The organism is Streptomyces fructofermentans (assembly GCF_014651055.1).
GTDB classification, from domain to species: domain Bacteria; phylum Actinomycetota; class Actinomycetes; order Streptomycetales; family Streptomycetaceae; genus Streptomyces; species Streptomyces fructofermentans.
Window position 1 is genome coordinate 518,029 of record NZ_BMWD01000001.1, and the last position, 26,036, is coordinate 544,064.

The 26,036-nt window shown below is 71.9% G+C and carries 24 protein-coding genes and 2 tRNA genes; 18 read left to right on the forward strand and 8 right to left on the reverse strand.

Features of this window, described 5'->3' with window-relative positions:
- Window positions 1–78 precede the first annotated feature (78 nt).
- The 3 genes from IE265_RS02125 (at window position 79) to IE265_RS02135 (ending at window position 2,057) form a co-directional block, all read left to right on the forward strand.
- Entirely contained in the window at window positions 79–540 is a 462-nt protein-coding gene (locus tag IE265_RS02125; protein WP_190033527.1) for a molybdenum cofactor biosynthesis protein MoaE, read from the forward strand.
- 184 nt (window positions 541–724) lie between these two features.
- Complete coding sequence (locus IE265_RS02130; protein ID WP_190033528.1) at window positions 725–889, forward strand: hypothetical protein; 165 nt, start codon at window positions 725–727, stop codon at window positions 887–889.
- A 70-nt stretch (window positions 890–959) separates the two neighbouring features.
- A complete protein-coding gene (locus IE265_RS02135) occupies window positions 960–2,057 on the forward strand; it encodes a YlbL family protein (RefSeq protein ID WP_190033529.1) in 1,098 nt (365 codons plus the stop codon).
- A 64-nt stretch (window positions 2,058–2,121) separates the two neighbouring features.
- Here the strand turns inward: IE265_RS02135 and IE265_RS02140 are convergent, their stop codons facing one another.
- Window positions 2,122–2,679 (reverse strand): PPA1309 family protein, encoded by a 558-nt coding sequence (locus tag IE265_RS02140; RefSeq protein WP_268255776.1) that lies wholly within the window; start codon window positions 2,677–2,679, stop codon window positions 2,122–2,124.
- A gap of 136 nt (window positions 2,680–2,815) precedes the next feature.
- Here IE265_RS02140 and IE265_RS02145 point away from each other — a divergent pair, with 136 nt between their 5' ends.
- From IE265_RS02145 to IE265_RS02160, 4 genes are all read left to right on the forward strand, one after another.
- Window positions 2,816–5,767, forward strand: a complete 2,952-nt coding sequence (locus IE265_RS02145) for a UPF0182 family membrane protein (protein ID WP_190033747.1) — start codon at window positions 2,816–2,818, stop codon at window positions 5,765–5,767.
- A gap of 44 nt (window positions 5,768–5,811) precedes the next feature.
- Window positions 5,812–5,885, forward strand: a tRNA-Met gene (locus tag IE265_RS02150).
- A 227-nt stretch (window positions 5,886–6,112) separates the two neighbouring features.
- Window positions 6,113–7,915, forward strand: coding sequence for a tetratricopeptide repeat protein (locus IE265_RS02155; protein WP_190033531.1), 1,803 nt, complete (start codon window positions 6,113–6,115; stop codon window positions 7,913–7,915).
- Window positions 7,916–8,085: 170 nt separating this feature from the next.
- Window positions 8,086–8,159 (forward strand) — tRNA-Met (locus IE265_RS02160).
- A 127-nt stretch (window positions 8,160–8,286) separates the two neighbouring features.
- On the opposite strand, the gene IE265_RS02165 is transcribed toward IE265_RS02160, so the two are convergent.
- The 3 genes from IE265_RS02165 to hisN form a co-directional block, all read right to left on the reverse strand.
- On the reverse strand, window positions 8,287–8,703 hold the full coding sequence (locus IE265_RS02165) for a Fur family transcriptional regulator (protein ID WP_190033532.1): 417 nt from the start codon (window positions 8,701–8,703) through the stop codon (window positions 8,287–8,289).
- Window positions 8,704–9,135: 432 nt separating this feature from the next.
- Window positions 9,136–9,528, reverse strand: a complete 393-nt coding sequence (locus IE265_RS02170) for a CBS domain-containing protein (protein ID WP_190033533.1) — start codon at window positions 9,526–9,528, stop codon at window positions 9,136–9,138.
- A 352-nt stretch (window positions 9,529–9,880) separates the two neighbouring features.
- Window positions 9,881–10,681 (reverse strand): histidinol-phosphatase, encoded by an 801-nt coding sequence (hisN, locus tag IE265_RS02175; protein WP_190033534.1) that lies wholly within the window; start codon window positions 10,679–10,681, stop codon window positions 9,881–9,883.
- Window positions 10,682–10,867: 186 nt separating this feature from the next.
- Between hisN and IE265_RS02180 the strand changes: the two genes are divergently transcribed.
- Window positions 10,868–11,479, forward strand: a complete 612-nt coding sequence (locus IE265_RS02180) for a TetR/AcrR family transcriptional regulator (RefSeq protein WP_190033535.1) — start codon at window positions 10,868–10,870, stop codon at window positions 11,477–11,479.
- Between the two features lie 210 nt (window positions 11,480–11,689).
- Here the strand turns inward: IE265_RS02180 and IE265_RS02185 are convergent, their stop codons facing one another.
- From IE265_RS02185 to IE265_RS02200, 4 genes are all read right to left on the reverse strand, one after another.
- The gene (locus tag IE265_RS02185) at window positions 11,690–12,013 is read right to left on the reverse strand and encodes a DMT family transporter (protein ID WP_190033536.1); all 324 of its coding nucleotides are present in this window, start codon (window positions 12,011–12,013) and stop codon (window positions 11,690–11,692) included.
- 110 nt (window positions 12,014–12,123) lie between these two features.
- Window positions 12,124–13,134 carry a ribosome small subunit-dependent GTPase A gene (gene rsgA / locus IE265_RS02190; RefSeq protein ID WP_190033537.1) on the reverse strand — a complete coding sequence of 337 codons (1,011 nt, stop codon included), beginning with the start codon at window positions 13,132–13,134 and terminating at the stop codon, window positions 12,124–12,126.
- A 16-nt stretch (window positions 13,135–13,150) separates the two neighbouring features.
- Window positions 13,151–14,491, reverse strand: a complete 1,341-nt coding sequence (gene aroA, locus IE265_RS02195) for a 3-phosphoshikimate 1-carboxyvinyltransferase (protein WP_190033538.1) — start codon at window positions 14,489–14,491, stop codon at window positions 13,151–13,153.
- A gap of 409 nt (window positions 14,492–14,900) precedes the next feature.
- Window positions 14,901–15,623: a M50 family metallopeptidase gene (locus IE265_RS02200; RefSeq protein ID WP_190033539.1), complete on the reverse strand. Its 723-nt coding sequence runs from the start codon at window positions 15,621–15,623 to the stop codon at window positions 14,901–14,903.
- Window positions 15,624–15,673: 50 nt separating this feature from the next.
- Between IE265_RS02200 and IE265_RS02205 the strand changes: the two genes are divergently transcribed.
- From IE265_RS02205 to IE265_RS02250, 10 genes are all read left to right on the forward strand, one after another.
- The gene (locus IE265_RS02205; RefSeq protein ID WP_190033540.1) at window positions 15,674–16,489 is read left to right on the forward strand and encodes an SOS response-associated peptidase; all 816 of its coding nucleotides are present in this window, start codon (window positions 15,674–15,676) and stop codon (window positions 16,487–16,489) included.
- 1 nt (window position 16,490) lies between these two features.
- On the forward strand, window positions 16,491–17,135 hold the full coding sequence (locus IE265_RS02210; RefSeq protein ID WP_190033541.1) for an alpha/beta hydrolase family protein: 645 nt from the start codon (window positions 16,491–16,493) through the stop codon (window positions 17,133–17,135).
- A 255-nt stretch (window positions 17,136–17,390) separates the two neighbouring features.
- Window positions 17,391–18,071 (forward strand): RNA polymerase sigma factor SigR, encoded by a 681-nt coding sequence (gene sigR, locus IE265_RS02215; protein WP_190033542.1) that lies wholly within the window; start codon window positions 17,391–17,393, stop codon window positions 18,069–18,071.
- A complete protein-coding gene (gene rsrA, locus IE265_RS02220) occupies window positions 18,068–18,385 on the forward strand; it encodes a mycothiol system anti-sigma-R factor (protein WP_190033543.1) in 318 nt (105 codons plus the stop codon). Before sigR ends, rsrA begins: the two co-directional genes overlap by 4 nt.
- Before the next feature lie 205 nt (window positions 18,386–18,590).
- Entirely contained in the window at window positions 18,591–19,925 is a 1,335-nt protein-coding gene (locus tag IE265_RS02225; RefSeq protein ID WP_190033544.1) for an HD-GYP domain-containing protein, read from the forward strand.
- Window positions 19,922–21,184 carry an HD-GYP domain-containing protein gene (locus IE265_RS02230; protein WP_190033545.1) on the forward strand — a complete coding sequence of 421 codons (1,263 nt, stop codon included), beginning with the start codon at window positions 19,922–19,924 and terminating at the stop codon, window positions 21,182–21,184. Before IE265_RS02225 ends, IE265_RS02230 begins: the two co-directional genes overlap by 4 nt.
- A 170-nt stretch (window positions 21,185–21,354) precedes the next feature.
- On the forward strand, window positions 21,355–22,335 hold the full coding sequence (locus IE265_RS02235; RefSeq protein ID WP_190033546.1) for a tetratricopeptide repeat protein: 981 nt from the start codon (window positions 21,355–21,357) through the stop codon (window positions 22,333–22,335).
- Between the two features lie 232 nt (window positions 22,336–22,567).
- Window positions 22,568–23,218, forward strand: coding sequence for a peptide deformylase (gene def / locus IE265_RS02240; protein WP_190033547.1), 651 nt, complete (start codon window positions 22,568–22,570; stop codon window positions 23,216–23,218).
- A 319-nt stretch (window positions 23,219–23,537) separates the two neighbouring features.
- Entirely contained in the window at window positions 23,538–24,623 is a 1,086-nt protein-coding gene (gene cyc1, locus IE265_RS02245; protein WP_190033748.1) for an epi-isozizaene synthase, read from the forward strand.
- A complete protein-coding gene (locus IE265_RS02250; RefSeq protein ID WP_190033548.1) occupies window positions 24,620–26,026 on the forward strand; it encodes a bifunctional albaflavenone monooxygenase/terpene synthase in 1,407 nt (468 codons plus the stop codon). The genes cyc1 and IE265_RS02250 overlap by 4 nt, the downstream gene beginning before the upstream one ends.
- Window positions 26,027–26,036: the final 10 nt, after the last annotated feature.

The following is a 26,036-nucleotide window of genomic DNA, read 5'->3' on the forward strand; positions in this document are numbered from 1 at the left end:
GTCTCCAATCGCCGACGCGCGCGTGCCGGGTGAAAACGCTGTTCCGCGCCGTCGGCGGCGTGGGGCACGATGGAGGGCATGGCGACCATGAGCGATCACCCCGGTGAGCAGGCGGCGCAGGACCCCATCAGGCTTCTGGCGATCAGGGACACGGACCTCTCCCTGGACGAGGTCTTCCGGGCCGTCGGCGACGACGCCTCCGGCGGTACCGCCCTGTTCGTGGGCACCGTGCGCAACCACGACGGCGGAGCGGACGTCGACGCCCTCGGGTACTCGTGCCATCCGAGCGCCGAGGCCGAGCTGCGCAGGGTCGCCGAGAAGGTCGCCGCCGAGTACCCGGTCCGGGCGCTGGCCGCCGTCCACCGGATCGGTGACCTGCGGGTCGGGGACCTCGCCGTGGTCGTCGCCGTCTCCTGTCCGCACCGCGGCGAGGCGTTCGAGGCCTGCCGGAAGCTGATCGACGACCTGAAGCACGAGGTTCCGATCTGGAAGCACCAGACGTTCTCCGACGGCACGGAGGAGTGGGTCGGGGCCTGCTGACACCGGCGCGCCGACGGAGCCCGCCCGCCCCCCGGTGACGCAGCGCGCCGCCTGCGCGCCGCGCGCGCCGCGCAGGTTCGGCCCTCCGGTTGCGTAACCCGACCCCGGGCGTGAGCGTTGACCATGCGGATGTTTAATCTGCTGATCAGTCAGTTGCGGTCGCTCTTGGGGTTGGGAGGTCGGCATGGCGGCGCTCGCCTGGTTGCTGATTCCGCTTTTTGCCGCGATCGGAGCCGGACTCTGGGGCAGTTGGGCGGGACGCAACCGCAAGACCATCGGGGACGGTACGGAGCTCGCGGGCTACACACGGTTCCGTGAAGCCATGGAGAAGTCGCACACGGACGCCTGAGCGCCTCCGGGGACCCCGGACGGACCGGCCCTGACGGCGCACTGACAGAGCGGTCCCGTACTGTCGTTCCATGCCACGCCGCACCGCGACGATGCTCGCCTCCACCCTGATGCTGATCGCCCTGCTGTGCGCGGGCGTCTTCATCACCGTGCCGTACTCGGAGCTGTCACCGGGCCCCACGGTGAACACACTGGGCGACCACGACGGCGAGCCGGTGCTCCAGATCTCCGGCCGGAAGACGTATCCGACGACCGGGCACCTGAACATGACAACCGTCCGGGTCACCAGCGCCGACTACCGGATGAACCTCGTCGAGGCCGTGTACGGCTGGCTGGCCCACGACAACAAGGTGGTCCCGCACGACACCCTCTATCCGGACGGCAAGACGGAGGAGCAGTCGACGCAGGAGAACGCCGAGGAGTTCAGCCAGTCCCAGGAGAGCGCCAAGGTCGCGGCCCTCAAGGAACTCGACATCCCCGTGAAGTCCTGGGTGATCGTCTCCACCGTCGTCAAGGACACGCCGGCCGAGGGCAAGCTCCACGCCGGTGACGTCATCAAGGCCGTCGACGGCACCGAGGTGAAGGCGTACGGCGACGTCGCCAAGCTGGTCACCAAGCACAAGCCCGGCGACAAGGTCGTCTTCACGATCGTGCCCGCCAAGGAGCAGGTCGCCGCCGAGAAGGAGAAGCGGACGCCGACGGTGACGCAGGACGTCACGATCACCACGGCGAAGTCCGACGACGCCCTGGAGGACCGTGCGATCGTCGGCATCTCGGCGGGCACCGACCACACGTTCCCCTTCACCATCGACATCAAGCTGGCCGACGTCGGCGGTCCCAGCGCCGGTCTGATGTTCGCCCTCGGGATCGTCGACAAGCTCACCCCGGGCAGCCTGACCGGGGGCACGTTCGTGGCCGGCACCGGCACCATCGACGACGCGGGCAAGGTCGGCCCGATCGGCGGCATCGAGATGAAGACCGTCGGCGCCCGCGACAAGGGCGCCAAGTTCTTCCTGACGCCCAAGGACAACTGCGCGACGGCCGCCCGTGACGTCCCTGACGGGCTCACCCTCGTCAAGGTCGACACCATCGACGACGCGGTGAAGGCCCTCAAGGACATCCGCGGCGGCGACACCGCCGACCTGCCGAAGTGCACCACGGGCAAGTAGCCGGCCCGCGGGCCCCGGAGACCCGCGAGGGCTCCGGAGGCCCCGCGGGGCGAGCGGGCGGTTCCTACTCCGCGAACGTCGCGACCAGGGCCTCGGCCAGCCCCGGCACCAGGTCGGACCCGGTCAGCACATCGGTCGCCGAGTCCTTCTCGCGCAGCCGCAGCGCCGACTCGCGCTTGCCGCCGCGCAGGACCGCCACGGTCATCCGGACCTCCTGGCGCTCCGGGTGCTCGGCGACCCACTTCGTCAGCCGCTTCCCGTCCAGGCCCTGCGGTACGGAGGCCTCCGCGGACGGCGGCAGCATCAGCCGCTCCACGGACAGTGCGCAGCCGACCACGGCGTCGGGCCAGGCGATGGTGCCGAGGAACTCGTCGAGGGGACTGCCCGCCGGGAGTTCGTCCTGCTCAATGGGGGTAAGGGTGCCTTCCGGGGCGTCCTCGGTCAGACCGAGGCGATCGGCGAGGCCGGGCTCCTGGGAGCGCAGCCGGGCGGTGTCGACCAGGGCGAAGAGACGGGCCGGCTGATCCCAGCCGAGCCCCGAAACGTACTCGTCGATCTCGAGGACGGCGCGGGTGAGTGGCCCGGCCGCCATGGGGGTGCCTGAGGAGGCGGTGTTGGACATGGTCACAATCCTGCCTCGTTCGCCCCCGGAAGCGGGAACCGAGTAAAGCATCAGTAAGTTGCATAGATGTGGCCCTGCGTTCGCGGGCCCCCGAACACCAACAGCGAACTTCGAGGTGCGCACCTTGGCTTTCCAGATGCCGGACCGCGGCGGAGGCCCGTCGGGCCCACGGATGAGAGTCGGCCGACCGTCCCGGCGCGTTCGGACCCTGCTCATGACACTGGGCGTGCTGGCCGTGCTGGCCATGGCCTTCGTCATGTTCGCGGGGTTCTGGACGGACTGGCTCTGGTATCGCTCGGTCTCCTACTCGTCCGTCTTCACCACCACCCTGTGGACCAAGATCGGACTGTTCTTCGTCTTCGGACTGCTGATGGCCACGGCCGTCGGCGTGAACATCTGGCTGGCCCACCGGCTGCGACCACCGCTCAGCGCCATGTCCATGGAGCAGCAGAGCCTGGACCGCTACCGGATGGGCGTCGCCCCGTACAAGAAGTGGATACTTCTCGGGCTCACCTCCCTGGTCGGGCTGATCGCGGGCGCCTCCGCCGCCGGCCAGTGGCGCACGTGGCTCATGTGGGTCAACGGCGTGCCCTTCAACCAGAAGGACCCGCAGTTCCACCTCGACGTGTCGTTCTACGCCTTCGACCTGCCCTGGTACCGCTTCCTGCTGGGCTTCGGCTTCGCGGCCGCGATCCTCTCGCTGATCGCGGCCGCGCTGACGCACTACCTGTACGGCGGGCTGCGCGTCACGAGCCCCGGCGCGCGCGCCACGGCCGCGGCGACCGGGCACCTCTCGGTGCTGCTCGGGATCTTCGTCACACTGAAGGCGGTCGCCTACTGGCTCGACCGGTACGGCCTGGCCGTGAAGTCCAGCGACTTCAAGGCGACGGGCAACTGGACGGGCCTGCGGTACGTCGACGCGAACGCCTACCTGCCGGCCAAGACGATCCTCTTCTGCATCGCCGTCATCTGCGCGCTGCTGTTCTTCGCCACGCTGTGGCGCAGGACCTGGCAGCTGCCCGTCATCGGCTTCGGCCTGATGGTCCTCTCGGCGATCCTCATCGGCGGCCTGTACCCGGCGATCGTGCAGAAGTTCCAGGTCCAGCCGAACGAGCAGGCCAAGGAAGCGCCGTACGTCGAGAAGAACCTCAAGGCGACCCGCGACGCGTACGGGATCAACGGCACCGAGGTCACGGACTACCCGGGCACGGCCGACACCCAGGACAAGACCAAGCTCCGCGACGACGCCGACACCGCCGCGAGCATCCGGCTCCTGGACCCGAACATCGTCTCGCCGACGTTCCAGCAGCTCCAGCAGGTGCGCAACTACTACGCGTTCCCGTCGAACCTGGACGTGGACCGCTACAGCAAGGACGGCAAGGACCAGGACACGGTCATCGGTCTGCGCGAGCTGAACCTCCAGGGCATTCCGAAGAACAACTGGATCAACGACCACTTCCGCTACACGCACGGCTTCGGAGTGGTCGCCGCCAAGGGCACCTCCGCCGACGCCGAGGGGCGCCCGGAGTTCACCGAGTACGACCTGCCGTCCAAGGGCGACCTCGGCGACTACCAGCAGCGGGTCTACTACGGCGAGAAGACCTCGCAGTACTCGATCGTCGGCGGTCCCCAGAAGGAGATCGACTACTCCGACGACTCGGGCGAGAAGACGACCAGCTACCGCGGCAAGAGCGGGGTCAGCCTCTCCAGCCCGATCAACCGCGCGGCGTACGCGGTCGCCTTCAGCGAGCCGCAGATCCTCTACTCCGGCGCCATCGGCGACGGGTCGCGGATCCTGTACAACCGCACGCCCAAGGAGCGCGTCGAGGCGGTCGCCCCCTGGCTGACCATCGACGGTGACGCCTACCCGGCGGTCGTCGGCAACAAGATCGAGTGGATCGTCGACGCGTACACGACCACCAACGGCTACCCGTACGCGTCCCGCACCACGCTGGGCGACACGACGGCCGACTCGCTGACCGCCGCGAACAACCAGCGTGCCGTGGTGGCCCAGCAGAACCAGGTCAACTACATCCGCAACTCGGTGAAGGCCACCGTCGACGCGTACACCGGCAAGGTGACGCTCTACGAGTGGGACACCAAGGACCCGGTCCTGAAGACCTGGAAGAAGGCGTTCCCGGGCACGGTGAAGGCCAAGGGCGACATCCCGCAGGCCCTCATGGACCACCTGCGCTACCCGCAGGACCTGTTCAAGGTCCAGCGCGAGCTGCTGACCCGCTACCACGTGAAGGACGCGGAGACGTTCCTCAGCGGCAGCGAGGTGTGGCAGGTGCCGGACGACCCGACCAACAAGTCGGGCAACGCGGTGCCGCCGTACTACCTCAGCATGAAGATGCCCGGCGAGCAGTCGCAGGCGTTCTCGCTGACGACGACGCTCACGCCGAACGGCCGGGACAACCTCAGCGCCTTCATGTCCGTCAACGCGGAAGCGGGCACGAGCGAGTACGGCCGGATCAGCATCCTCAAACTGCCCACCGGCAGAGCGGTCGACGGCCCGACACGGGTGCAGAGCCAGTTCAACTCCGAGCCGTCCATCGCCGAGTCGATCAGGCTCCTCAGAGGTGGTGACTCGGAAGTCGAGTACGGCAACCTGCTGACCGTGCCGCTCGACGGAGGCCTGCTCTACGTGGAGCCCGTCTACGTGCGCGGCGGCGACCTCAAGTACCCGCTGCTGCGCAAGGTGCTGGTGACCTACGGAGGCGCGACCGCCTTCGAGGACACGCTGGAGGCGGCGCTCGACAAGGTCTTCGGTGCGGACGGCTCGACCACCGAGCCACCGGACAAGGACGAGACCAAGCCGCCGCCGACGTCCAACGACCCCACGGTCCAGGAAGCGCTCGACGACGCGCAGACGGCCTTCGAGGGCGGCCAGGAAGCCCTCAAGAAGGGCGACTGGGAGGCGTACGGCAAGGCCCAGAAGGATCTTGAGGACGCGCTCCAGCGTGCCGAGGACGCACAGGCCAAGGTCGACAAGGGCGCAGGCAGCGGCGGCGGGGGCGGCGACGGGGACAAGAAACCCGAAGCGAGCGGCAGCCCCAGCAGCAGCCCGAGCGCAGCCGCCGACTGAGTCCGGAGCCCACCCCGCGCCGTGGTACGGTTGCAACACAACGGCGCGGGGTGGAGCAGCTCGGTAGCTCGCTGGGCTCATAACCCAGAGGTCGCAGGTTCAAATCCTGTCCCCGCTACTCAAGTCGAAGGACCCGGATCCTCTTAGGATCCGGGTCCTTCGCGTGTGCGGCCCGTGTGGGGGTGCCGTCGCTCAACAGTGCTGCCGCGGCGAAGGCCGCGTCGTGCAGGGGGAGTTGGCGGAACTGTGTTTGACTTGTCTCTCTGTGGGCATGTCGACAAAACGCTGAAGTGACCTCACTGGCTGCGGTATACCAGGTGTACCCAGGTTGCGGGTGGTGCGACGATGGACGTTATGGGGGACAAGGCAACTCTGTTGGAGACAGGGCGGTTTGTGCAGCCTTCCGACCGGGACGAGACCGGCGAGGCCGCTGAGGAGGCACGCCGACGGCCGGCCGCGGAAGCGGGCGACGTCGAGGCGATGAGTGTCCTCGGGGCCATGCTGCTCCGCCGCGGCGACCTCGACGGAGCCGAGTCCCTGCTGCGCGCCGCCACGGCCGCCGGCGACCGGGCCGCCGCCAACAACCTGGGTGTCCTCCTCCACCAGCGCGGCTACGCCGAGGAGGCCGCCGGCTGGTGGCGGATCGCCGCCGTCGCGGGATCCGCGGCCGCCGCGCACGCGCTGGGCCGCCATCACCGGGAGCGGGGCGACGAGCCCGCCGCCGAGTACTGGCTGCGCCAGTCCGCAGAGCAGGGGCACGCCCTGGGCGCGTACGCGCTCGCCGACCTCCTGGAGCACCGCGCAGATGCGGGCGCCGAGGAGTGGATGCGGGCCGCCGCCGAGCGCGGGCACCGCGAGGCCGCGTACCGGCTCGCGCGCGCACTGGACCGGAGGTCCGCCCCGGCGGGAGGCCCCGACCCGGACCACGGCGTCGGCGCCGACGAGCAGGAGGCCGAGCAGTGGTACCGGCAGGCGGCGGCGCGCGGTCACCGGCGGGCCGCCCTCCAGCTCGGCGGCATCCTCGAGAAGCGCGGCGAGCTGAAGGAGGCCGGCCGCTGGTACCTCAGCTCCGCCAAGGAGGGCGAGGCGCAGGCCGCCTGCGCCCTCGGCTTCCTGCTGCGCGACGCGGGCGACACCGAGAGCGCGGCCGTGTGGTGGCTGCGGGCCGCGCAGGACGGCGACGGGAACGCCGCCAACGCGCTGGGCGCGCTGCACGCCGAGCGCGGTGAGACGCAGACCGCCGAGCGCTGGTACCGGGCGGCGATGGACGCGGGCGACGTGAACGGCGCGTACAACCTGGGCCTGCTCTGCGCGGAGCAGGCCCGTACCGCGCAGGCCGAGCAGTGGTACCGGCGCGCGGCGTACGCGGGGCACCGGGAGGCCGCGAACGCGCTGGCGATCCTGCTGCTCCAGGTCGGTGACGCGGCCGGCGCCGAACCGTGGTTCTCCAAGGCCGCGGAGGCGGGCAGCGTGGACGCCGCGTTCAACCTCGGCATCCTGCACGCGGGCAGGGGTGAGGAGGAGGCCGCGCTGCGCTGGTACGAGCGGGCCGCCGCCGCAGGGCACACCGAGGCCGCGCTCCAGGTCGGCATCGCGCGGCTGCGGGACGGGGACGAGCCGACCGCCGAGCGGCATCTGCGGTGCGCCGCCGGGGGCGGTAGCGCGGAGGCGGCGTACCGGCTGGCCAGCGTGTTGGACGCGCGGCGCACGCCCGCGCCCGAGCACGAACTCGGCGAGCCGGCCACCGAGAAGAGCGAGTGCGAGGAGTGGTACGAGCGGGCCGCGACCCAGGGCCACCGGCGGGCCCAGGTGCGCGTCGGCATGCTCGCGTCCGCGCGGGGTGACGTCGTCGAGGCGGCCCGGTGGTACCGCGAGGCCGCGGAGGCCGGCTCGCGCAACGGAGCGTTCAACCTGGGGCTGCTCCTCGCCCGGGAGGGGAGCGAGCCGGAGGCGGCCCTCTGGTGGGCGCGGGCGGCCGACGCGGGGCACGGTCGGGCGGCGTTGCGGCTCGCCCTCGTCTACGCGCGGCGCGGCGAACTCGCCGAGGGGCAGCGGTGGGCGGACCTCGCCGTGTCGCTCGGCCCCGGCGAGGTGTCCGAGCGCGCGGCCCGGCTGCGGGACGCGCTGCGGCAGGAACTGTCCGCGTGACGGGCGGGCCCCTCGCGGGCCCGCCCTCCGGGCGGCCCTCCGACGGGTCGTCCACGCGGCGCCCGGCCTCCCTCCACGGGCTGCGGCGCCCGGCCCCTTCTCCGGTCCTCCGGCCCCGCGGCAAGCGATTTGCGCTGGTCGGCAGGGTGACGTACTGTTCAGTTCATCGACGCGGGGTGGAGCAGCTCGGTAGCTCGCTGGGCTCATAACCCAGAGGTCGCAGGTTCAAATCCTGTCCCCGCTACTGAAGGCCGAAGGCCCGGAACCAATGGTTCCGGGCCTTCGGTGTGTTTCGGGTGGGCACGACGCAGCAAGGCCCCGGCGTCCCGGGGTGGATTCCGGGGCTCGGGGCCTTCGAGGCGTCCTACGGGTCAGGCGGCCGCGCAAGTGGGGCAGACGCCGCGGTACGTCACCTCGACGTCCGACACCGTGAAGCCGAAGCGCTCGGAGTCGGGGAGGTCCGCCAGCGGGTTGCCGCCGGGGTGGACGTCACGGATCGTGCCGCACCGCGCGCAGACCAGGTGGTGGTGGGGCCGGTGCGCGTTCGGGTCGTACCGCTTCGCGCGCTTGTCCGTGGCGACCTCCAGCACCTCGCCGAGCGAGACCAGCTCGCCCAGGGTGTTGTAGACGGTCGCCCGGGAGATCTCCGGCAGCTTGGCGACGGCGCGGATGTGGACCTCGTCGGCCGTCAGATGTACGTGGTCGCCGTCGAGAACCTCGGCTACGACACGTCGCTGCGCGGTCATCCGCCATCCGCGTCCGCGCAGCCGTTCCAGCAGGTCGCTCATGGGGTCAGCGTAACAGCAGGTCGAACAGTTTCCGAATAGGTGTGACTTTGGAACCCGCCCGTAATTGGACTAAGTCCATTGTAGGATCGGATCGTCCGTGGCGGTGACTTCGCGCCGTGGGAGGCCTGCGGCGCCGGCCTCCGCGGGCGCCACGGGCCACCCGGTCGGCAACACCGTGGCCCTATGGCGAATGTCTCGCACGACGGCGTCGCCGGGCGTGCGATCGGCAACTACCGTCGGACGGGCAGGACTTCGGCAAGTGGCTGGTGGCCGCGGTCCAGGAATCGCGCGGCCGACGCCGGCACTGGAACGCTTGCCGTCGAGGGTGGGCCGGGCCCCGTACCGGGGGTCCGGCCCACCTGTCGTTCCGGCCCGGCCGGCCGCGGACCGGCGGTCCGCGCGTACGGCCCGTGCAGTGGCGGACTCGGTGGGTCAGGCCGGGGCGTGCTGCCGCAGCGGGGCCCAGCAGCGGATGATGTCGCGGACCGAGACGATGCCGACCGGCTCGCCGCGGTCGAGGACGACGAGGTGGCGGAAGCCGCCGTGGGACATGGCCTGTCCGGCCTCCTCCAGGGTCCAGGTGGGCGCGGCGAAGACCACGTCGTTGGTGGTGTGGGCGTGTGCCCTCTCGGTGTCCGGGCTCTGGCCCAGGCCGACGGAGTTGAGGATGTCGCGCTCGGTCAGGATGCCGATCCCGTTCTCGTCGGGATCGAGGACGACGGCCGCGCCGACGCGGCGGGCGGACATCAGCGCTGCGGCCTGCCGGAGAGTGTGAGCGGGACCGATGGTCAGGACCACCGTGCTCATGGCGTCACGGACGAGCATGGGCGGAGCCACCTCCTAGGAATCCGCTAGTTAACGGATTCACAAGTTCACAAGTGGGGGAGCTCTCAGAGTCGCAGTTAAAGAGAGGGTCAACAAGAGGGCGCGTGGAGCCGCCTCGGGGCGTGGGAGCCCGCGTCCGGTGCCCCCGATGTTCCCGGGGCGCCGGTTTCGCCGCCCGCAACGCGACCGCGGTCGTCGCCGTGCGGTCGTTGCGGGCTGCGGGCCGGTGGGTGTCGTCGGCGGTGTCGCCCCCGCGCGAAGGCCGGCGCCCGTCCGGTTTGGGACGGCCCGCCACGGCCACCGCGCCGACGGCGAGGCGGCCGCCCGGGCCGGGAGCAAGGGGCGGGCGGTGTCAGTAGCGCTGGTTCAGGTATCCCAGCAGCTCGTCGTGGAGGACCCCGTTCGACGCGGCCGCGTTGCCGCTGTGGGGGCCCGGGCGGCCGTCGAGGCCCGTGAAGGTGCCGCCCGCCTCGGTCACCACGATGGCGGTCGCCGCCATGTCCCACAGCGACAGCTCGGGCTCGGCGCAGATGTCGACCGCGCCCTCCGCGACCATCATGTACGGCCAGAAGTCGCCGTACGCGCGCGTGCGCCACACCTCGCGGGTCAGGTCCAGGAAGCCGTCCAGGCGGCCGCCCTCCTCCCAGCCGCTCAGCGAGGAGTACGCGAACGAGGCGTCCCGCATGTGCGCGACCTTGGAGACCTTCAGCCGGGTCGCCGACGACAGGCTCCGCCCGCTGTAGGCGCCGTGGCCCCTCGCGGCCCACCAGCGGCGGCCGAGCGCGGGCGCCGACACCACGCCGACGACCGGCCGGTAGCCGCCCTCGGCCGCCTCCATCAGCGCGATCAGCGTGGCCCAGACGGGAACCCCGCGCACGTAGTTCTTCGTGCCGTCGATGGGGTCGATCACCCAGCGGCGGGGGCCCGTGCCCTCGACGCCGTACTCCTCGCCGAGGATCGCGTCGCGCGGCCTGGCCCGCTGGAGATGACCGCGGATCAGCTCCTCGGCGGCCTTGTCGGCCTCGCTCACCGGAGTCATGTCCGGCTTGGTCTCGACCTTGAGGTCGAGCGCCTTGAACCGGTCCATCGTCGCGGCGTCGGCGGCGTCCGCCAGGACATGGGCGAGGCGCAGGTCATCGCGGTAGTCGGGCATGGGTGAACCGTATCTGCCCGGGTCCTGACGGGGCCACACCGGACGGGGGTCACCACGGGACCTCCCCGTCCCCCGCCGCCCCGCACGTCGGCGGCGCACGCCCCCGCGGTGCCGCCGCGAACCCTTGACAGTGCCCCGGTGCGCGTCAACCCTGAAGCGCAGAGCCGATCGCCCGGGGAGGCGACGATGCCTGGAGCGCGGGAATCCCTGCTGGACTCCGCCTACGCGGCGCTCGGACGCCGTCCGTGGTCCGCCGTGCGGATGGTCGACGTGGCCGCGGTGGCCGGGGTGTCCCGGCAGACCCTCTACAACGAGTTCGGCAGCAAGGAAGGGCTCGCCCGGGCGCTCGTACGGCGTGAGGTGGACGCGTATCTCGCGGGTGTGGAGCGGGCCCTGACGAGTCATCCGGAGCCCGGGGAGCGGCTGGTGGCCGCCGCGCAGTGGACGGTGTCCGCCGCCCGCGGCAACGTCCTGGTGAGGGCGATGCTCACGGGGTGCTGGAGCGAGAGGCTGCCCTCCCTGACCCTGTCGGCCGTGCCGTCCTCCTCCACCGTGCCGGCGCAGCGCAGGGCCGACGGGCCGCTGCCCTCGCCCGGGGACTTCGTGGGGCTGGTGCGGGACCGGGCCGTCGCCTCGCTCGCCCGGCCGGGCGCGTCCCAGGCCGAGTCGGGCGACCTGGTGCGGGCGTGCGAACTCGCGGTGCGGCTGGGACTGTCGTGCGTGCTGGCGCCCGCGGGGGAGAAGGGCACCGCCGAGATGGTCAGGCGCGTCCTGGCGTCCACGCGCGCGGCGGTCTGAGGCCCCCGACGCGTGGGACCCCTGGGATCAATGGGTCCGGTGGGGTCCGGTGGGGTCCGGTGGGGTCCGGTGGTCCGGGGGATCAATGGGTCCGTCGGGGACGGTGGGACCGGCGCGACCGAGGGGACCGGGCGGGCCGGGCGGCTCGCGAGGACGGGGCGGGGCGCGCGTTCGCGGGGCGGCCCTCCGGGCGGTGCCCGGAGGGCGGGCTCACTGCGCCGAACCCGACAGCTGGAGGCCGATCACGCCCGCGATCACCAGGCTGATGGAGACGATCTTCAGCGTGGAGACCAGGTCGCCGAGGAAGACCATCCCGTAGATGGCGGTGCCGGCCGCCCCGATGCCCGTCCAGACCGCGTAGGCGGGACCCACGTCGAGCTTCTTCAGGGACAGGGTGAGCAGACCGAAGCTGCCCAGCGCGAAGATGCAGAACGCGACCGTCGGCCAGAGCCTCGTGAAACCGTGGGACAGCTTGAGGCAGACCGCGAAACCGGTCTCCAGCAAGCCCGCCACGACGACCAGCAGCCACGCCATGTGATGCCCTCCCACGCTCCGTGACCGCTTCGTCTCGCTTGCATCCGGCTTGGTGCGATTATGCCTTTACCGTTGGCGCGGGGATGCAAACAACGCTGAGGTCACAGGGATCAGTCTCCCTCCCGCCGCTCCCGGGTGGAGAGCAGCCGGCGCAGCGAGTAGAGCCGGGCCGGGTCCGCGTGCCCCTGCGCCACCCACTCGTCGAGCGCGCAGTCCGGCTCGTCGTGGCTGCAGGCGCGCGGGCAGCCCTCGGTGCCCGGCTCCAGGTCGGGAAACGCCTTGATGACCCGGGACGGGTCCACGTGGTGCAGGCCGAAGGACCGTACGCCCGGTGTGTCGATGACCCAGCCGCCGCCCTCCGGCAGCGGGATCGCCCGCGCCGACGTGGTGGTGTGCCGTCCCCGGCCGGTCACCGCGTTGACGTGGCCCGTGGAGCGCCGCCGCTCCAGCGACACGAGGGCGTTGACCAGGGTCGTCTTGCCCACGCCCGAATGCCCCACGAAAGCCGTCGTCTTGCCGTCGAGCAGCTTGCGGACCCGGTCGACCGCCTCGCCGCTCTCCAGTTCCGCGCGGCTCGTCACGACGTACGGCACGCCCAACGCCCCGTACAGCTCCAGCAGTTCGTCGGGGGTCGCGAGGTCCGACTTGGTGAGGACGAGGAGCGGTTCGAGCCCGCCGTCGTACGCGGCGACCAGGCAGCGGTCGATCAGGCGCGGACGCGGCTCCGGGTCGGCGAGGGCCGTCACGATGGCCAGTTGGTCGGCGTTGGCGACGGCCACGCGCTCGTACGGGTCGTCGTCGTCGGCCGTGCGGCGCAGCACCGAGGTGCGCGGCGCGATGCGGACGATGCGGGCCAGGGTGTCCTTCTGGCCGGACAGGTCGCCCACGAGGGCCACCCGGTCGCCCACCACGGCCGCCTTGCGGCCCAGTTCGCGGGCCTTCATCGCCATGACGACCCGGTCGTCCACCAGGCAGGTCAGCCGGCCGCGGTCGACGGTGAGGACCATGCCGTCCGCCGCGTCCTCGTGCTTGGGCCTGATGCTCGTCCGCGGCCGGTTGCCCTTGCGGTTCGGGCGCGAGCGGATGTCGTCCTCGTCGGTGTGCTTGCCGTAACGGCGCATGATCCCGGTCCGCCCGTCAGTTCCCGAGCATTCCGGTCCACAGATCGGGGAAGTCCGGCAGGGTCTTCGCCGTCGTCGCCACGTTCTCGATCTGGACACCGTCGACCACGAGGCCGATGATCGCGCCCGCCGTGGCCATGCGGTGGTCGTCGTACGTGTGGAAGATCCCGCCGTGCAGGCGGCGCGGGCGGATGTGGAGTCCGTCGGCGGTCTCGGTGACGTCGCCGCCGAGCTCGTTGATCTCCTTGGTGAGCGCGGCCAGCCGGTCCGTCTCGTGCAGCCGCAGGTGGGCCACCCCGCGCAGCGTCGAGGGGGAGTCGGCCAGGGCCGCCACCGCCGCGATGCCGGGGGTCAGCTCGCCGACCTCGCCCAGGTCCACGTCGATGCCGTGGATCGAGCCGGAACCGGTGAACTCGAGCCCGCGGTCCGTCAGTTCGCAGGAGCCACCCATCTCGGTGAAGATCTCCCGCAGCTTGTCACCCGGCTGGGTGGTGCGCGCGGGCCAGTCGGGCACGACGACCCGGCCGCCGGTGACCAGGGCGGCCGCCAGGAAGGGCTGGGCGTTCGACAGGTCGGGCTCGACCGTGAGGTCGCGGCCGAGCAGCGCGCCCGGGGTGACCCGCCAGACGTTGGGCTCGCCGCCCGACTCCGGGGTGTCCACCTGGGCGCCGATCGAGCGCAGCATGTCGACCGTCATCCGGATGTGGGGCAGCGAGGGGAGGGTCGAGCCGGTGTGCCGCACCTCCACGCCCTGGTTGAAGCGCGGGCCGGACAGCAGCAGCGCGGACACGAACTGGGAGGACGAGGACGCGTCGATGGACACCGGGCCGCCCTCCAGCGCCCCGCCACCGTGCACGGTGAGAGGCAGGGAGCCCCGGCCGTCGTCGTCGATACGGGCGCCGAGGGCGCGCAGGGCGTCGATCACACCGTTCAGGGGGCGCTCGTGGGACCGTGCGTCGCCGTCGAACCGGATCGGGCCGTCGGCGAGCGCGGCGACCGGTGGCAGGAAGCGCATGACCGTGCCGGCGTTGCCGACGTCGACGGTGGCCGGACCGCGCAGGCCCGAGGGGATGACCCGCCAGGCCTCGCCCGAGCCCTGGCCGCCGCCCGCGACCGAGGAACTCGACGACACCGTCTCCTCGATGCCGACGCCCATCGCGCGCAGGGCACCCGCCATCAGCAGGGTGTCGCGGGAGCGCAGGGGCCGGCGGAGCCAGCCCGGCTCCGCCGCGAGGGCGGCGAGCACGAGCGCGCGATTGGTGACCGACTTGGAACCGGGCACGTGGACCGTCGCGTCGACGGCCGCGCTCGCTTGCGGGGCGGGCCAGAGGGAGGTGTGGGCGGGGTTCACGGTCATACCCCTCACTTTAGTGGGGGTTCGGCCCGTCGGGTTCGGCCGGGGAACGGGCCGGTCCGCCCCCGGAGGCGTTCGTCGCGGCAGGTCGCGCGGGTCGCGGGCCGTGCGTCACACGGACCCGGCCGGCCTTCTCCGCCCTCGGCGACGCAGGGGACGCACCTCTCGTACGGAGTCACGGGCGCCGCACCCCTCGTACGGAGTCACGGGCGCCGCACCCCTCGTACGGAGTCACGGGCGCCGCACCCCTCGTACGGAGTCGCGGGCGCCGCACCCAGCACACCGGTCGCACCCGGCACACCAGCCGCACCCGCCCACCGGGCCCCGCCTGCGCAGGACCGCGCGCACCCGGTCGGCGCCCCGCTCCGCTCGCAGGCCCCCCGGCCCGTGCCTGACGCCGCCCCGTGCCGCGTCACACCTGGAGCAGCCAGCGCCCGCCGCCTATCAGGGAGCACAGCGACACCGCGTGGAAGAGGAAGAGCCACAGGCCCGGCGGGACGTGGGTGAGCCGCGCCAGCTGGTCCGCGTCGGAGTCGCCCGCCCCGCCGCGGCGCCGCTTGGCCTGGAGCTCGAAGGCCGGGCGGACCCCGCCGAGCAGCAGGAACCAGACCACCGCGTACGCGAACGCCGCCTGCACCTGGGGGCCGGTCAGCCAGGACACCACCACGAAGGTGGCGCCGGTGAGGAGCACCGTGAGCGCGCCGTACGCGTTGCGGATCATCACCAGCATCGCGACGAGGAGCAGCGTGGCCAGCCACAGCAGGGCCGTGATGTGGCCGGCGGCCAGGAGCGCGGCGCCGCCGAGGCCGAGCAGCGGGGGAGCGGTGTAGCCCGCGGCCGCGGTGAGGATCATGCCGAGGCCCGTCGGCTTGCCCCTGCTGACGGTGAGGCCGCTGGTGTCCGAGTGCAGCCGGATGCCGCTGAGGCTGCGGCCCGTGAGCAGCGCGACCAGACCGTGGCCGCCCTCGTGCGCGATGGTGATCGCGTTGCGGGAGAGCCGCCAGAGGGCGGGCGGGACGACCACGGCGAGCGCCGCGACCAGAGTGGCCACGACCACCCAGGTGTCGGGGTCCGGCTGGCCGCCGAAGACCTCGTCCCAGAGGGTGGCCAGCGAGGTGGCTGCGGTGCTCTGCATGGTGGGCTCGGGCTCCCTTTGGCGATGGGGGATCTGGCAGTGTGGCACGTATGTGCGGACGGTATGCGGCGAGTCGTGGACCAGAGGATCTCGCAGGAACCTTTGAGGTCGAGCGGTGGGAGCCGGAGGAGGCACCTGACCCCGACTACAACGTGGCTCCGACGAAGGAGGTCTACGCGGTCCTGGACCGCCCCTTGAAGGACGCAGCGGACCCGAGACCGGTTCGGCAGCTGCGCAGGCTCACCTGGGGACTGGTCCCGTCCTGGGCCAGGACGCCCGAGGGCGCCGCCCGGATGATCAACGCCCGCGCCGAGACCGTGCACGAGAAGCCCTCGTACCGGCGGGCCTTCGCCGCCCGGCGGTGCATCATCCCGGCCGACGGCTATTACGAGTGGGTGACCGGGACCGGCGAGCGCGAGCTGGAGGTCGAGGGGAGGAGGAAGCGGCAGCGCAAGCAGCCGTACTTCGTGCTCCCCGCCGACGGGTCGGTCTTCGCGATGGCCGGGCTGTACGAGTTCTGGCGGGACCGCACGCTCCCCGACGACCACCCCCGGTCCTGGTGGGCGACGTGCTCCGTGATCACCACGGAGGCCGAGACCGCTCCGCTCGCCGTGCCCCCGGCCGAGGGTCCCGGCTCCCTGGCCGACATCCACCCGCGGATGCCGCTGATGCTCACTCCCGACCGCTGGGACGCCTGGCTCGACCCGTCCCGCACGGACGTGGAGGAACTGCGCACGCTGCTCGCCCCGCCGCCGCACGGCCTGATGCGGGCCTACCCCGTATCCACCGCGGTGAGCAACGTCCGCAACAACGGCCCGGAGCTGCTGAAGGAGCTGGAGGGGCCGGAAGAGGGCACACTCTTCTGACGTGACACAGATCATCGAATCGGTCGAGACCGTCGCGACGGACGCGGGCGAGGCCCGCGTCACCTGGCACCGGACGGGGAAGGCACGGCTCGTCCTCGCCGCGAGCCACGGAGCGGGCGGCGGGATCGAGGCGCGGGACCTGCGGGCGCTGGCCGCGGAGCTGCCCGCGCACGGCGTGACCGTGGCCCTGGTCGAGCAGCCGTGGCGCGTGGCCGGGAAGAAGGTGGCGCCCGCGCCCAGGACCCTGGACGAGGGCTGGCGGGGCGTGTGGCCGGTGCTGGCCGCGCCGGGCCTGCCCGTCGTCGCCGGCGGGCGCAGCGCCGGGGCCCGCGTCGCGTGCCGGACGGCCGCGGAGCTCGGCGCCCACGCCGTCCTCGCGCTCGGCTTCCCGCTGCATCCGCCGGGCAGGCCCGAGAAGTCCCGCGCGGCCGAGCTGCTCGGAGCCGGGGTGCCCACCCTCGTGGTGCAGGGCGGGAACGACCCCTTCGGCAGGCCCGCCGAGTTCCCCGAGGGCTCGTACACCCTCGTCGAAGTGCCGTACGCAGATCACGGGTTCGCCGTGCCGAAGCGGGCGCCGCTCGGCCAGGACGAGGCGCTGCGGATCCTCTCCGACGGCGTGCTGGAGTGGACTTCAGGGCTGGCGTGACGGCCGGGAATGCCGAGCCGCGGACCACTGTTGTGCGAATCAGACAGCACGACCGTGCTGTGACCGTTCGTACGAGAGGATGTCCGCCGCATGGGTTCGACCATCTGCCCGAGCCGCCGCAGCGCCGCTGACCTGGAGTGGACGGTGCTGCACTCGGCGAAGGCCGCCCCGATTCGAGCGGCGGGCGGACCGGATCGTCGTCTATCCTCCGATTCTGGTGGGTCCGGTTTCGGTCCTGCCCAGACTCTTGAGGAGGTGGGTCCGGTCACTGGGACCGACGCAGGGACCGAACACGGCCAGGCGGAGCAGCCCGAGGGCCCGGGCGGCAGCGAGTCGACCGCCGAGCGCAGTGCGCGCTTCGAGCGGGACGCGCTGGAGTTCCTCGACCAGATGTACTCGGCCGCGCTGCGCATGACGCGCAACCCGGCGGACGCCGAGGACCTGGTGCAGGAGACCTACGCGAAGGCGTACGCGTCCTTCCACCAGTTCCGCGAGGGCACCAACCTCAAGGCGTGGCTGTACCGGATCCTGACGAACACCTTCATCAACTCGTACCGCAAGAAGCAGCGTGAGCCCCAGCGCTCGGCCGCCGAGGAGATCGAGGACTGGCAGCTCGCGCGCGCCGAGTCGCACATGTCGACGGGTCTGCGTTCCGCGGAGTCGCAGGCGCTCGACCACCTGCCCGACTCGGACGTCAAGGAAGCCCTTCAGGCGATCCCCGAGGAATTCCGCATCGCCGTCTATCTCGCGGACGTCGAGGGCTTTGCGTACAAGGAGATCGCGGACATCATGGGGACACCCATCGGTACGGTGATGTCCCGGCTGCACCGGGGCCGCCGCCAGTTGCGCGGCATGCTCGAGGACTACGCCAAGGACCGCGGGCTGGTCCCGGCGGGCGCCGGGGAGTCGGACGGAACGAAAGGCTCGGGCTCATGAGCTGCGGAGAGCCGCACGAGACGGACTGCAGTGAAGTACTCGATCATCTCTACGAGTTCCTCGACCACGAGATGCCCGATGCCGACTGCACCAAGTTCGAGGTGCACTTCGAGGAGTGCTCCCCGTGCCTCGAGAAGTACGGCCTGGAGCAGGCCGTGAAGAAGCTGGTGAAGCGCTGCTGCGGTCAGGACGACGTGCCGACCGACCTGCGCGCCAAGGTGATGGGCCGCATCGAGCTGATCCGCTCGGGGCAGACCGTGCCGGAGCACGACCTGACGGCCTCGCCGCAGGCCGCCGCGAGGCAGGAGCCCTGACGGCCGGCCCGACCGCCGCAGAACCGACCAGGAGGCCGCGACACGCCGTCGCGGCCTCTTGTCACCCGAACGTGCTAATCCCAGGTCCGCAGGCCTGCTGAATCGGCTGTAGCCACCCCCGCGCCACCCCGCGTCGCAATAGTCTCCGGAACCGAACGGACGTGAGCGAAGTCCGCCGGACACGGGTCACGGGGAGGGGCGCGCGATGGGACCGATTCCGCCGCGGGCCCTGTGCTGCGTCGCCCTCGCCGTACTGGGCGCCCTGGCGTGCCTGGCCCGGCTGCCGGACGGCCGCACCCCCTGGGCGGCCCTCGCGCTCCTCGCCGCCCTGTGCGCCGGCTGCGAGCAGCTCAGCCGGTGGCGCCCCGCCGGGCGGCACGCCCCCCAGGGCATGGGCGCCTTCTTCCCCGTACTCCTCGCCGGGGCCTTTCTGCTGCCGCCGTCCGCCGCGGCGCTCGTCGCGCTGCCGGGGGCGCTGCTGACCCGGGTGGAGCAGCGGCCGCGCCGGATCCGCCGGGTGTGGCGGGCGGCCCAGCTCGTCGTCGCGGTGTGGACGGCGTCCCGGGTGCACGGGGCGCTCGGCGGCCGCGAGTCCGTGGTCCGGGCCGAGTCCCCGTACGCGCTCGTGCCGGCCGGAGCCGCGGTGCTCGCCCTCTGCGCGGTGCTCACCCTCCTCGACGGGGCCGTCCTCGTGGCGGCCGAACGCGTTCCGGCGCGGACGGCCTGGCGCGGGCTCTTCGCACGCTCGCTCGCCCCGCTCGCCGTGCACGGACTGGCCGGACTGATGATGGCGGTGCTGTGGCGCAGCCCCTACGGGCCCGCGGCGGCGCTGCTCGTGCTGCTGCCGATGTACGTCTCCTGGTGGGTGTTCGCGCAGTACCACCGGGAGCGCGCCGCCCACCAGGCCACCATCCGGGCGCTCGTGCAGGCCGTCGACATCAAGGACGGCTACACCCGAGGGCACAGCGAACGCGTCGGGCGGGCGTCGATGATGATCGCGCGCGAGATCGGCATGGACGACGAGCGGGCCGAGGTGCTCAGGTTCGCCGGAATCCTGCACGACGTGGGCAAACTCGGCGTGCCCACCCGGCTGCTGCGCAAGGACGGCCCGCTGACGCCCGAGGAGCGCCGGGTGATCGAGCTGCACCCCGAGTACGGGCACGAGATGGTGCGGGGCATCGGCTTCCTCGGCGAGGCGAGGTCCGCGATCCTGCACCACCACGAGCGCATCGACGGCAGCGGATACCCGTACGGACTGGTGGGACGTCAGATCCCCGAGTTCGCGCGCGTGGTGGCGGTCGCCGACGCCTTCGACGCCATGACGTCCACGCGTTCGTACCGGCGGGCCAGACCCGTCGCGGCGGCCCTCGCGGAACTGGAGCGGTGCGCGGGCAGGCAGTTCGACCCGCGCATGGTCACGGCTCTGGCGCGCGCCCTCGGCCGGCACGGCTGGCATCCCGCGGTCACCGCCGACGAGGCCCGGCCGGGGGTGCCCGCCCAGACACCGGGGGGCTCCCGGCGGACGGAGTCCGCGCCGTGACCGGGGCCGGGTGGGCGGGCGCCCGTCCGACGCTGCCGGTGCACGCGCTCGCCCTCGTCCTGGCCGCCGCCGCGCTGGCCCATACGCTCTGGCACGGAGTCGACCAGCGTGGCGCGGCCCTCGCCTTCGGGCTGCTGACGGCGGTCGGGGAGTTCGCGCGGTGGAGCGGCGCCGGGGAGCGCGAGCCCGCGCCGCTCGGCGCCGCGGGGGCCCTCGCGTACGCCCTGCTGGGGGAGAACGCCGGCCGGGCCACGCACCACGACGTGCCGCAGGTCGTCGCCGTGGTCGCGGCGGCCTCGCTGCTCGGCTGCGTCCCCCATGTGGCCCGGGGGCGGGGCCCCACCGCCGACCACCTCGCACGCCGCGTCCTGACGGTCGCCTTCGCCGCCGTGTGCTTCCAGCCGCTCTACAACCAGGGCCGGTGGCAGGAGTGGACCGGCGGGGGAGCCGGGTACGCGGCCCTCGTCGTCGCGCTGCTCGTGCTGACCGCGCTGTGGGACGCGGTGCTGGCGGCCGCGATGGCGCACGCGCGCACGCGCTGGCCCTTCGGGCCGCTGCTCAGGGACGAGCTGCGGGGCACGCCGGGCATCGGCTCGGCCGTCTGCGCGACCGGCGCGGTCATGGCCCTCGCGGTGGCCGTCGCCGGGCTGTGGGCGCTGCCCGTGTTCTCGCTGCCGCTGCTGCTCACCCAGCTCTCCTTCCGGCGGTACGCGGCCGTCCGGGCCACGTACCGCCAGACCATCGCCTCGCTCGCGAGAGCCACCGAGATCGCCGGGTACACACCCGCGGGTCACGCCCGGCGGGTGGCCGCGCTCAGCCGGGCCGTCGGCCGTGAGCTGGGCCTGTCCGAGCCGGAGCTGACCGTTCTGGAGTACGCGGCGCTGATGCACGACATCGGACAGCTGTCCCTCGTGGACCCGGTGCCCGCGGGCGCCACCGCCGTCCTCGCGCCGGAGGACCAGCGGCGCATCGCGCTGCTGGGCGGCGCCGTGGTGCGCCAGACCGGCGTGGACGCGGACGTCGCCGTGGTCGTGGAGCGGCAGGCGGACCCGTACCGGGAACAGCCGGTCAGCGCCAGAATCGTACGGGCGGTCAACGCCTACGAGGAGAAGGCCAGGGAGGCGGGCCCGGGCGGGCCGCTGCGCGCGCTGGAGGAGCTGCGGCTCGGCACGGCGCGCGACTACCAGCCGGAAGTGGTGGAGTCGCTGGCCCGGGTGCTGGCGCGGAGTGGAGGGGTGGCACGTGGACACCTCGGCTGAGGGGCGGTGGCGGGAGACGGGCAGGCGGTCTTACCCGCCCGCCGACTGGGTAACCCATGGGTAATGAGCGCCCGTCCGACCGTCCGTGGTTGGATGCGAGGAAGAGGACATCAGGGGGCACAGTCCAGCCCGAGGCTGCACGCTCTTCAAAGAACTGGCAGGCGGGAATCGTGAGGATCTTCGGCAAGGGACGGCACCGGCCCTCCGCCTCATGGCGGCAGGCCACCGACCGCGCGTTCACCCTGATCGGCGACGGCCGGTACGAGGACGCGGGGGCTCTGCTCACACGTGCGGCCGATCTGGAACCCTGGCTGTCCGAGTCCTGGTTCAACCTCGCGCTGCTGCACAAGTTCCGGCACGACTGGGAGCAGGCCCGGGCGGCGGGCCTGCGGGCCGTCGCGCTGCTCGACCGGGAGACCGGGGCCCCCGACTGGTGGAACGTCGGGATCGCGGCGACCGCCCTGCAGGACTGGCCGCTGGCCCGGCGGGCCTGGCAGGCGTACGGGCTGCGGGTCCCCGGCGGGGCCACGGTCTCCGGGGAGCCGGTGGGCATGGACCTCGGCAGCGCCGCCGTGCGGCTGTCGCCCGAGGGCGAGGCGGAGGTGGTCTGGGGGCGGCGGCTCGACCCCGCCCGCATCGAGGTCCTCTCCATCCCCCTGCCGTCCTCCGGGCGGCGCTGGGGCGAGGTCGTGCTGCACGACGGCGTGCCCCACGGCGAGCGCACCACGGCCGCCGGGCACTCCTACCCGGTCTTCGACGAGATCGAGCTGTGGGCGCCCTCGCCCGTGCCCACCTGGGTCGTGCTGCTGGAGGCGGAGACCGAGGAGGACCGGGACGCCCTGGAGCGGCTCGCGGCCGACGCGGGCTTCGCCGCCGAGGACTGGTCGTCGTCCGTACGGCTGCTGTGCCGGATGTGCTCGGAGTCCCGGATGCCGTCCGACGAGGGCGACGGCGAGCACCTGGACCCGCACGACCACAGCGAGCCGGGGCATCCAGGACCCCTCGGCCACCGCACCGACGGCCAGCTCTGGGTGCCCGAGCGCGAGTGCGGGGTCGCCGCCCCGGCCTCGCTGGTCAGGGGCCTGCTGGACGGGTGGGTGGCGGACAATCCGGACTCCAGGGCCTGGCGGGACCTCGAAGAGGTCTGCTGACACGGGGTCCCGCGGGCCGGGGCTCCGCAGGGACGGACTTCCGGGCCGGGACCTACCTCGCCGCGGCGGATCGCCGCGGGGACCGGGCCGCCGGGCCGCCGGGAAGCGGCCGGACTGCCGGGCGGCACCCCGGTGGGTGGTGTCCTCCGGGGCGCGGATGGCCGCCCCCCGATCGCCGTAGGCTGTACCCGCAACTTTTTTCTTGAGGATCCCAGGAAGGCATACGTCGGTCATGGCGCAGCAGGACACCGATCAGCAGCACGCGGGCGTGCTGCCCGTGGACGACGAGGGCTTCGTCATCGACACCGAGGAGTGCGAGGAGCGCGAGGCGGCCTACCGCGAGCGCGGCACCTCGCGGCCGATCACCGTCGTCGGGAACCCCGTCCTGCACAAGGAGTGCAAGGACGTCACGGAGTTCGGCGCGGAGCTGGAGGGGCTGGTGGCCGACATGTTCGCCAGCCAGCGCACAGCCGAGGGCGTCGGCCTGGCCGCCAACCAGATCGGTGTCGACCTGAAGGTCTTCGTCTACGACTGCCCCGACGACGACGGCAAGCGGCACACCGGCGTGATCTGCAACCCCGTGCTCGTCGAACTGCCCGCCGACCAGCGCCGCCTGGACGACAGCAACGAGGGCTGCCTGTCGGTGCCGACGGCCTACGCGCCGCTCGCCCGCCCCGACTACGCGGAGGTCACCGGGCAGGACGAGAAGGGCAACCCGGTCAAGGTGCGCGGCACCGGGTACTTCGCGCGCTGCCTCCAGCACGAGACGGACCACCTGTACGGGTACCTGTACATCGACCGCCTCTCCAAGCGCGAGCGCAAGGACGCCCTGAGGCAGATGGCCGAGAACGAGCCGCGGTACCCCGTCGTCGCCAACGACTGAACGACCGCTGTGAACGGTTGAGTCGGAGAACGACAACCGGGGCGCGAGTGCCCCGGACGAACGGCGCCCGGTCGGATTCCCCTCCGACCGGGCGCCGTTCGCGTGTGCGTCGCATGTTCGATCCCGTGTGCGCCCCCACCGATCCAGATTCAGTCACACAAGGGGAGATTCTCGGCATGCCGGGGTAGTGAGTGAAGCAAATCCGTTCCCAGAACGGTCAGTTGTGGTGCTGAATGGGAAGTGCGGGGATATGCAACGGCGCGCGCCCGGCACAGCGGGAGGGGTGTGCGGCCGACAGGCGGCTGAGAGGGGTTTGTTCGTGCCTGCCTTCCCACGGAGCACCACGACGTCACACACCGCGATCAGGGTTCCACCGGCACTCTCCCTCCCGGTGATCGAGACCGGGTTTCCCCGTCAACTCCATCCGTATTGGCCGCGACTGCAGGACAGGACCAAGGCCTGGCTCCTGCGAAAGCGGCTCATGCCGGCGGACAAGATTGAGGCATATGCCGACGGGCTTTGCTACACCGACCTCATGGCGGGCTACTACATTGGCGCGCCCGACGAGGTTCTCCAGGCGATAGCCGATTACAGCGCGTGGTTCTTCGTCTGGGACGACCGCCACGACCGCGACGTCATCCACGGCCGGCCGGCCGCCTGGCGGCGGCTCAGGACGCGACTGCACGCGGCACTCGACTCCCCGCGGGACCACCTGCACCACCAGGATCCCCTGGTGGCGGGGTTCGCGGACAGTGTGGGGAGGCTGTACTCGTTCCTGGGGCGGGGGTGGAACGCGCGATTCGCGGGTCATTTCCACGATGTCATCGAGGCCTACGACACGGAGTTCCGCAACCGCACCTCGGGAGTCGTCCCGACCGTCGACGAGTATCTCGAACTCCGGCGGCTCACCTTCGCGCACTGGATCTGGATCGACCTTCTGGAACCCAGTGCGGAGCTTGAACTCCCGGTGGCCGTGCGCAGGAATCCTGCATTTCTTCGCGCTGCCCTCCTGTGCCAGGATTTCGCCGCCTGGTACAACGATCTCTGCTCGCTTCCGAAGGAAATGGCGGGCGACGAGTTCCATAATCTCGGAATCAGTCTCATTCACCACGAGGGAATGCGGATCGAGGAAGCGGTCAGGGAATTGCGACGCCGGGTCGAGGGATGTGTCACTGAATTCCTCGGTGCCGAGCAGGAGGTATTGAGGTACGCAGCACGCCTCGACGACGGAACAGTTCGGGGCGCCGAGACGGCGAGTGCCGTAAGGGTCTGCGTCCGCAATATGCGGAACTGGTTCAGCTCCGTGTACTGGTTCCACCACGAGTCCGGCCGGTACCGGGTCGACAGCTGGGACGACCGCTCCACACCCCCGTACGTCAACAACGAAGCGGCAGGTGAGAAATGACCGTCGAGTCCTCCCCCGAGCTCTCGGACGCCGGCGGGCAGGGCGCTTCCGCGCCGCCCGCGGCCGCCCTGACGCAGCCGCGTGTCCCGCCCCTCGCGGGGGGCGGTGTGCCCGGCCTCGGCCATGGGCTGAAACTGGTCCGCGACCCGCTCGGCTTCCTCGGCCGGCTGCGCGACGAGGGTGATGTCGTCCGGCTGAGGCTGGGCCCCAAGACGGTGTACGCCGTCACCACGCCGGCCCTCACCGGGGCCCTGGCGCTCAGTCCCGACTTCAAGATCGACGGGCCCCTGTGGGAGTCCCTCGAGGGCCTGCTCGGCAAGGAGGGGGTGGCGACCGCCAACGGCCCGCGGCACCGGCGCCAGCGCCGCACGATCCAGCCCGCGTTCCGGCTCGACGTCATACCCGAGTACGGGCCGATCATGGAGGAGGAGGCGCACGGCCTCGCCGGGCGCTGGCAGCCGGGAGAGACGATCGACTGCACGGCCGAGTCCTTCCGCGTCGCCGTCCGCATCGCCGCCCGGTGCCTGCTGCGCGGCGAGTACATGGACGAGCGTGCCGAGCGGCTGAGCGTCGCGCTCGCGACCGTGTTCCGCGGCATGTACCGGCGCATGGTGATCCCGGCGGGCCCGCTCTATCGGCTCCCGCTGCCGGCAAATCGCAAATTCGACCGGGCATTGGCCGATTTGCACCTTCTGGTCGACGAGATCATCGACGAACGGCGGGCATCTGGTCAAAAGCCGGACGATTTGCTGACGGCATTGCTGGAAGCGAAGGACGGGAATGGCGACCCCATCGGGGAACAGGAGATCCACGACCAGGTGGTCGCGATACTCACGCCGGGCAGTGAAACCGTCGCCTCCACGATCATGTGGCTGCTGCAGGTCCTGGCCGAACACCCGGAACACGCGGACCGGGTGCGCGAAGAGGTCGAATCCGTCGCAGGGGACCGGCCCGTCGCATTCGCGGACGTAAGGCGGCTGACCCACACGAACAATGTCGTCGTCGAGGCCATGCGGCTGCGTCCCGCCGTATGGATATTGACGCGCCGTGCGGTGGCCGAGACCGAACTGGGCGGGTATCGCATTCCGGCCGGGGCCGACATCGTCTACAGTCCGTACGCGATCCAGCGCGATCCGCGTTCGTACGACGGCCATCTGGAGTTCGACCCCGACCGCTGGCTCCCGGAACGGGCCAAGGACGTTCCGAAGTACGCGATGAGCCCGTTCAGCGTGGGCAATCGGAAGTGCCCGAGCGACCACTTCTCGATGGCGCAGCTCTCGCTCGTCACGGCGGCGGTGGCCACGCGCTGGCGGTTCGAGCAGGTGTCCGAGTCCAACGACGCGACACGGGTCGGCATCACGCTGCGGCCCCACCGGCTGCTCCTGAGGGCCGTACCGCGGTGAACCCGCGGCG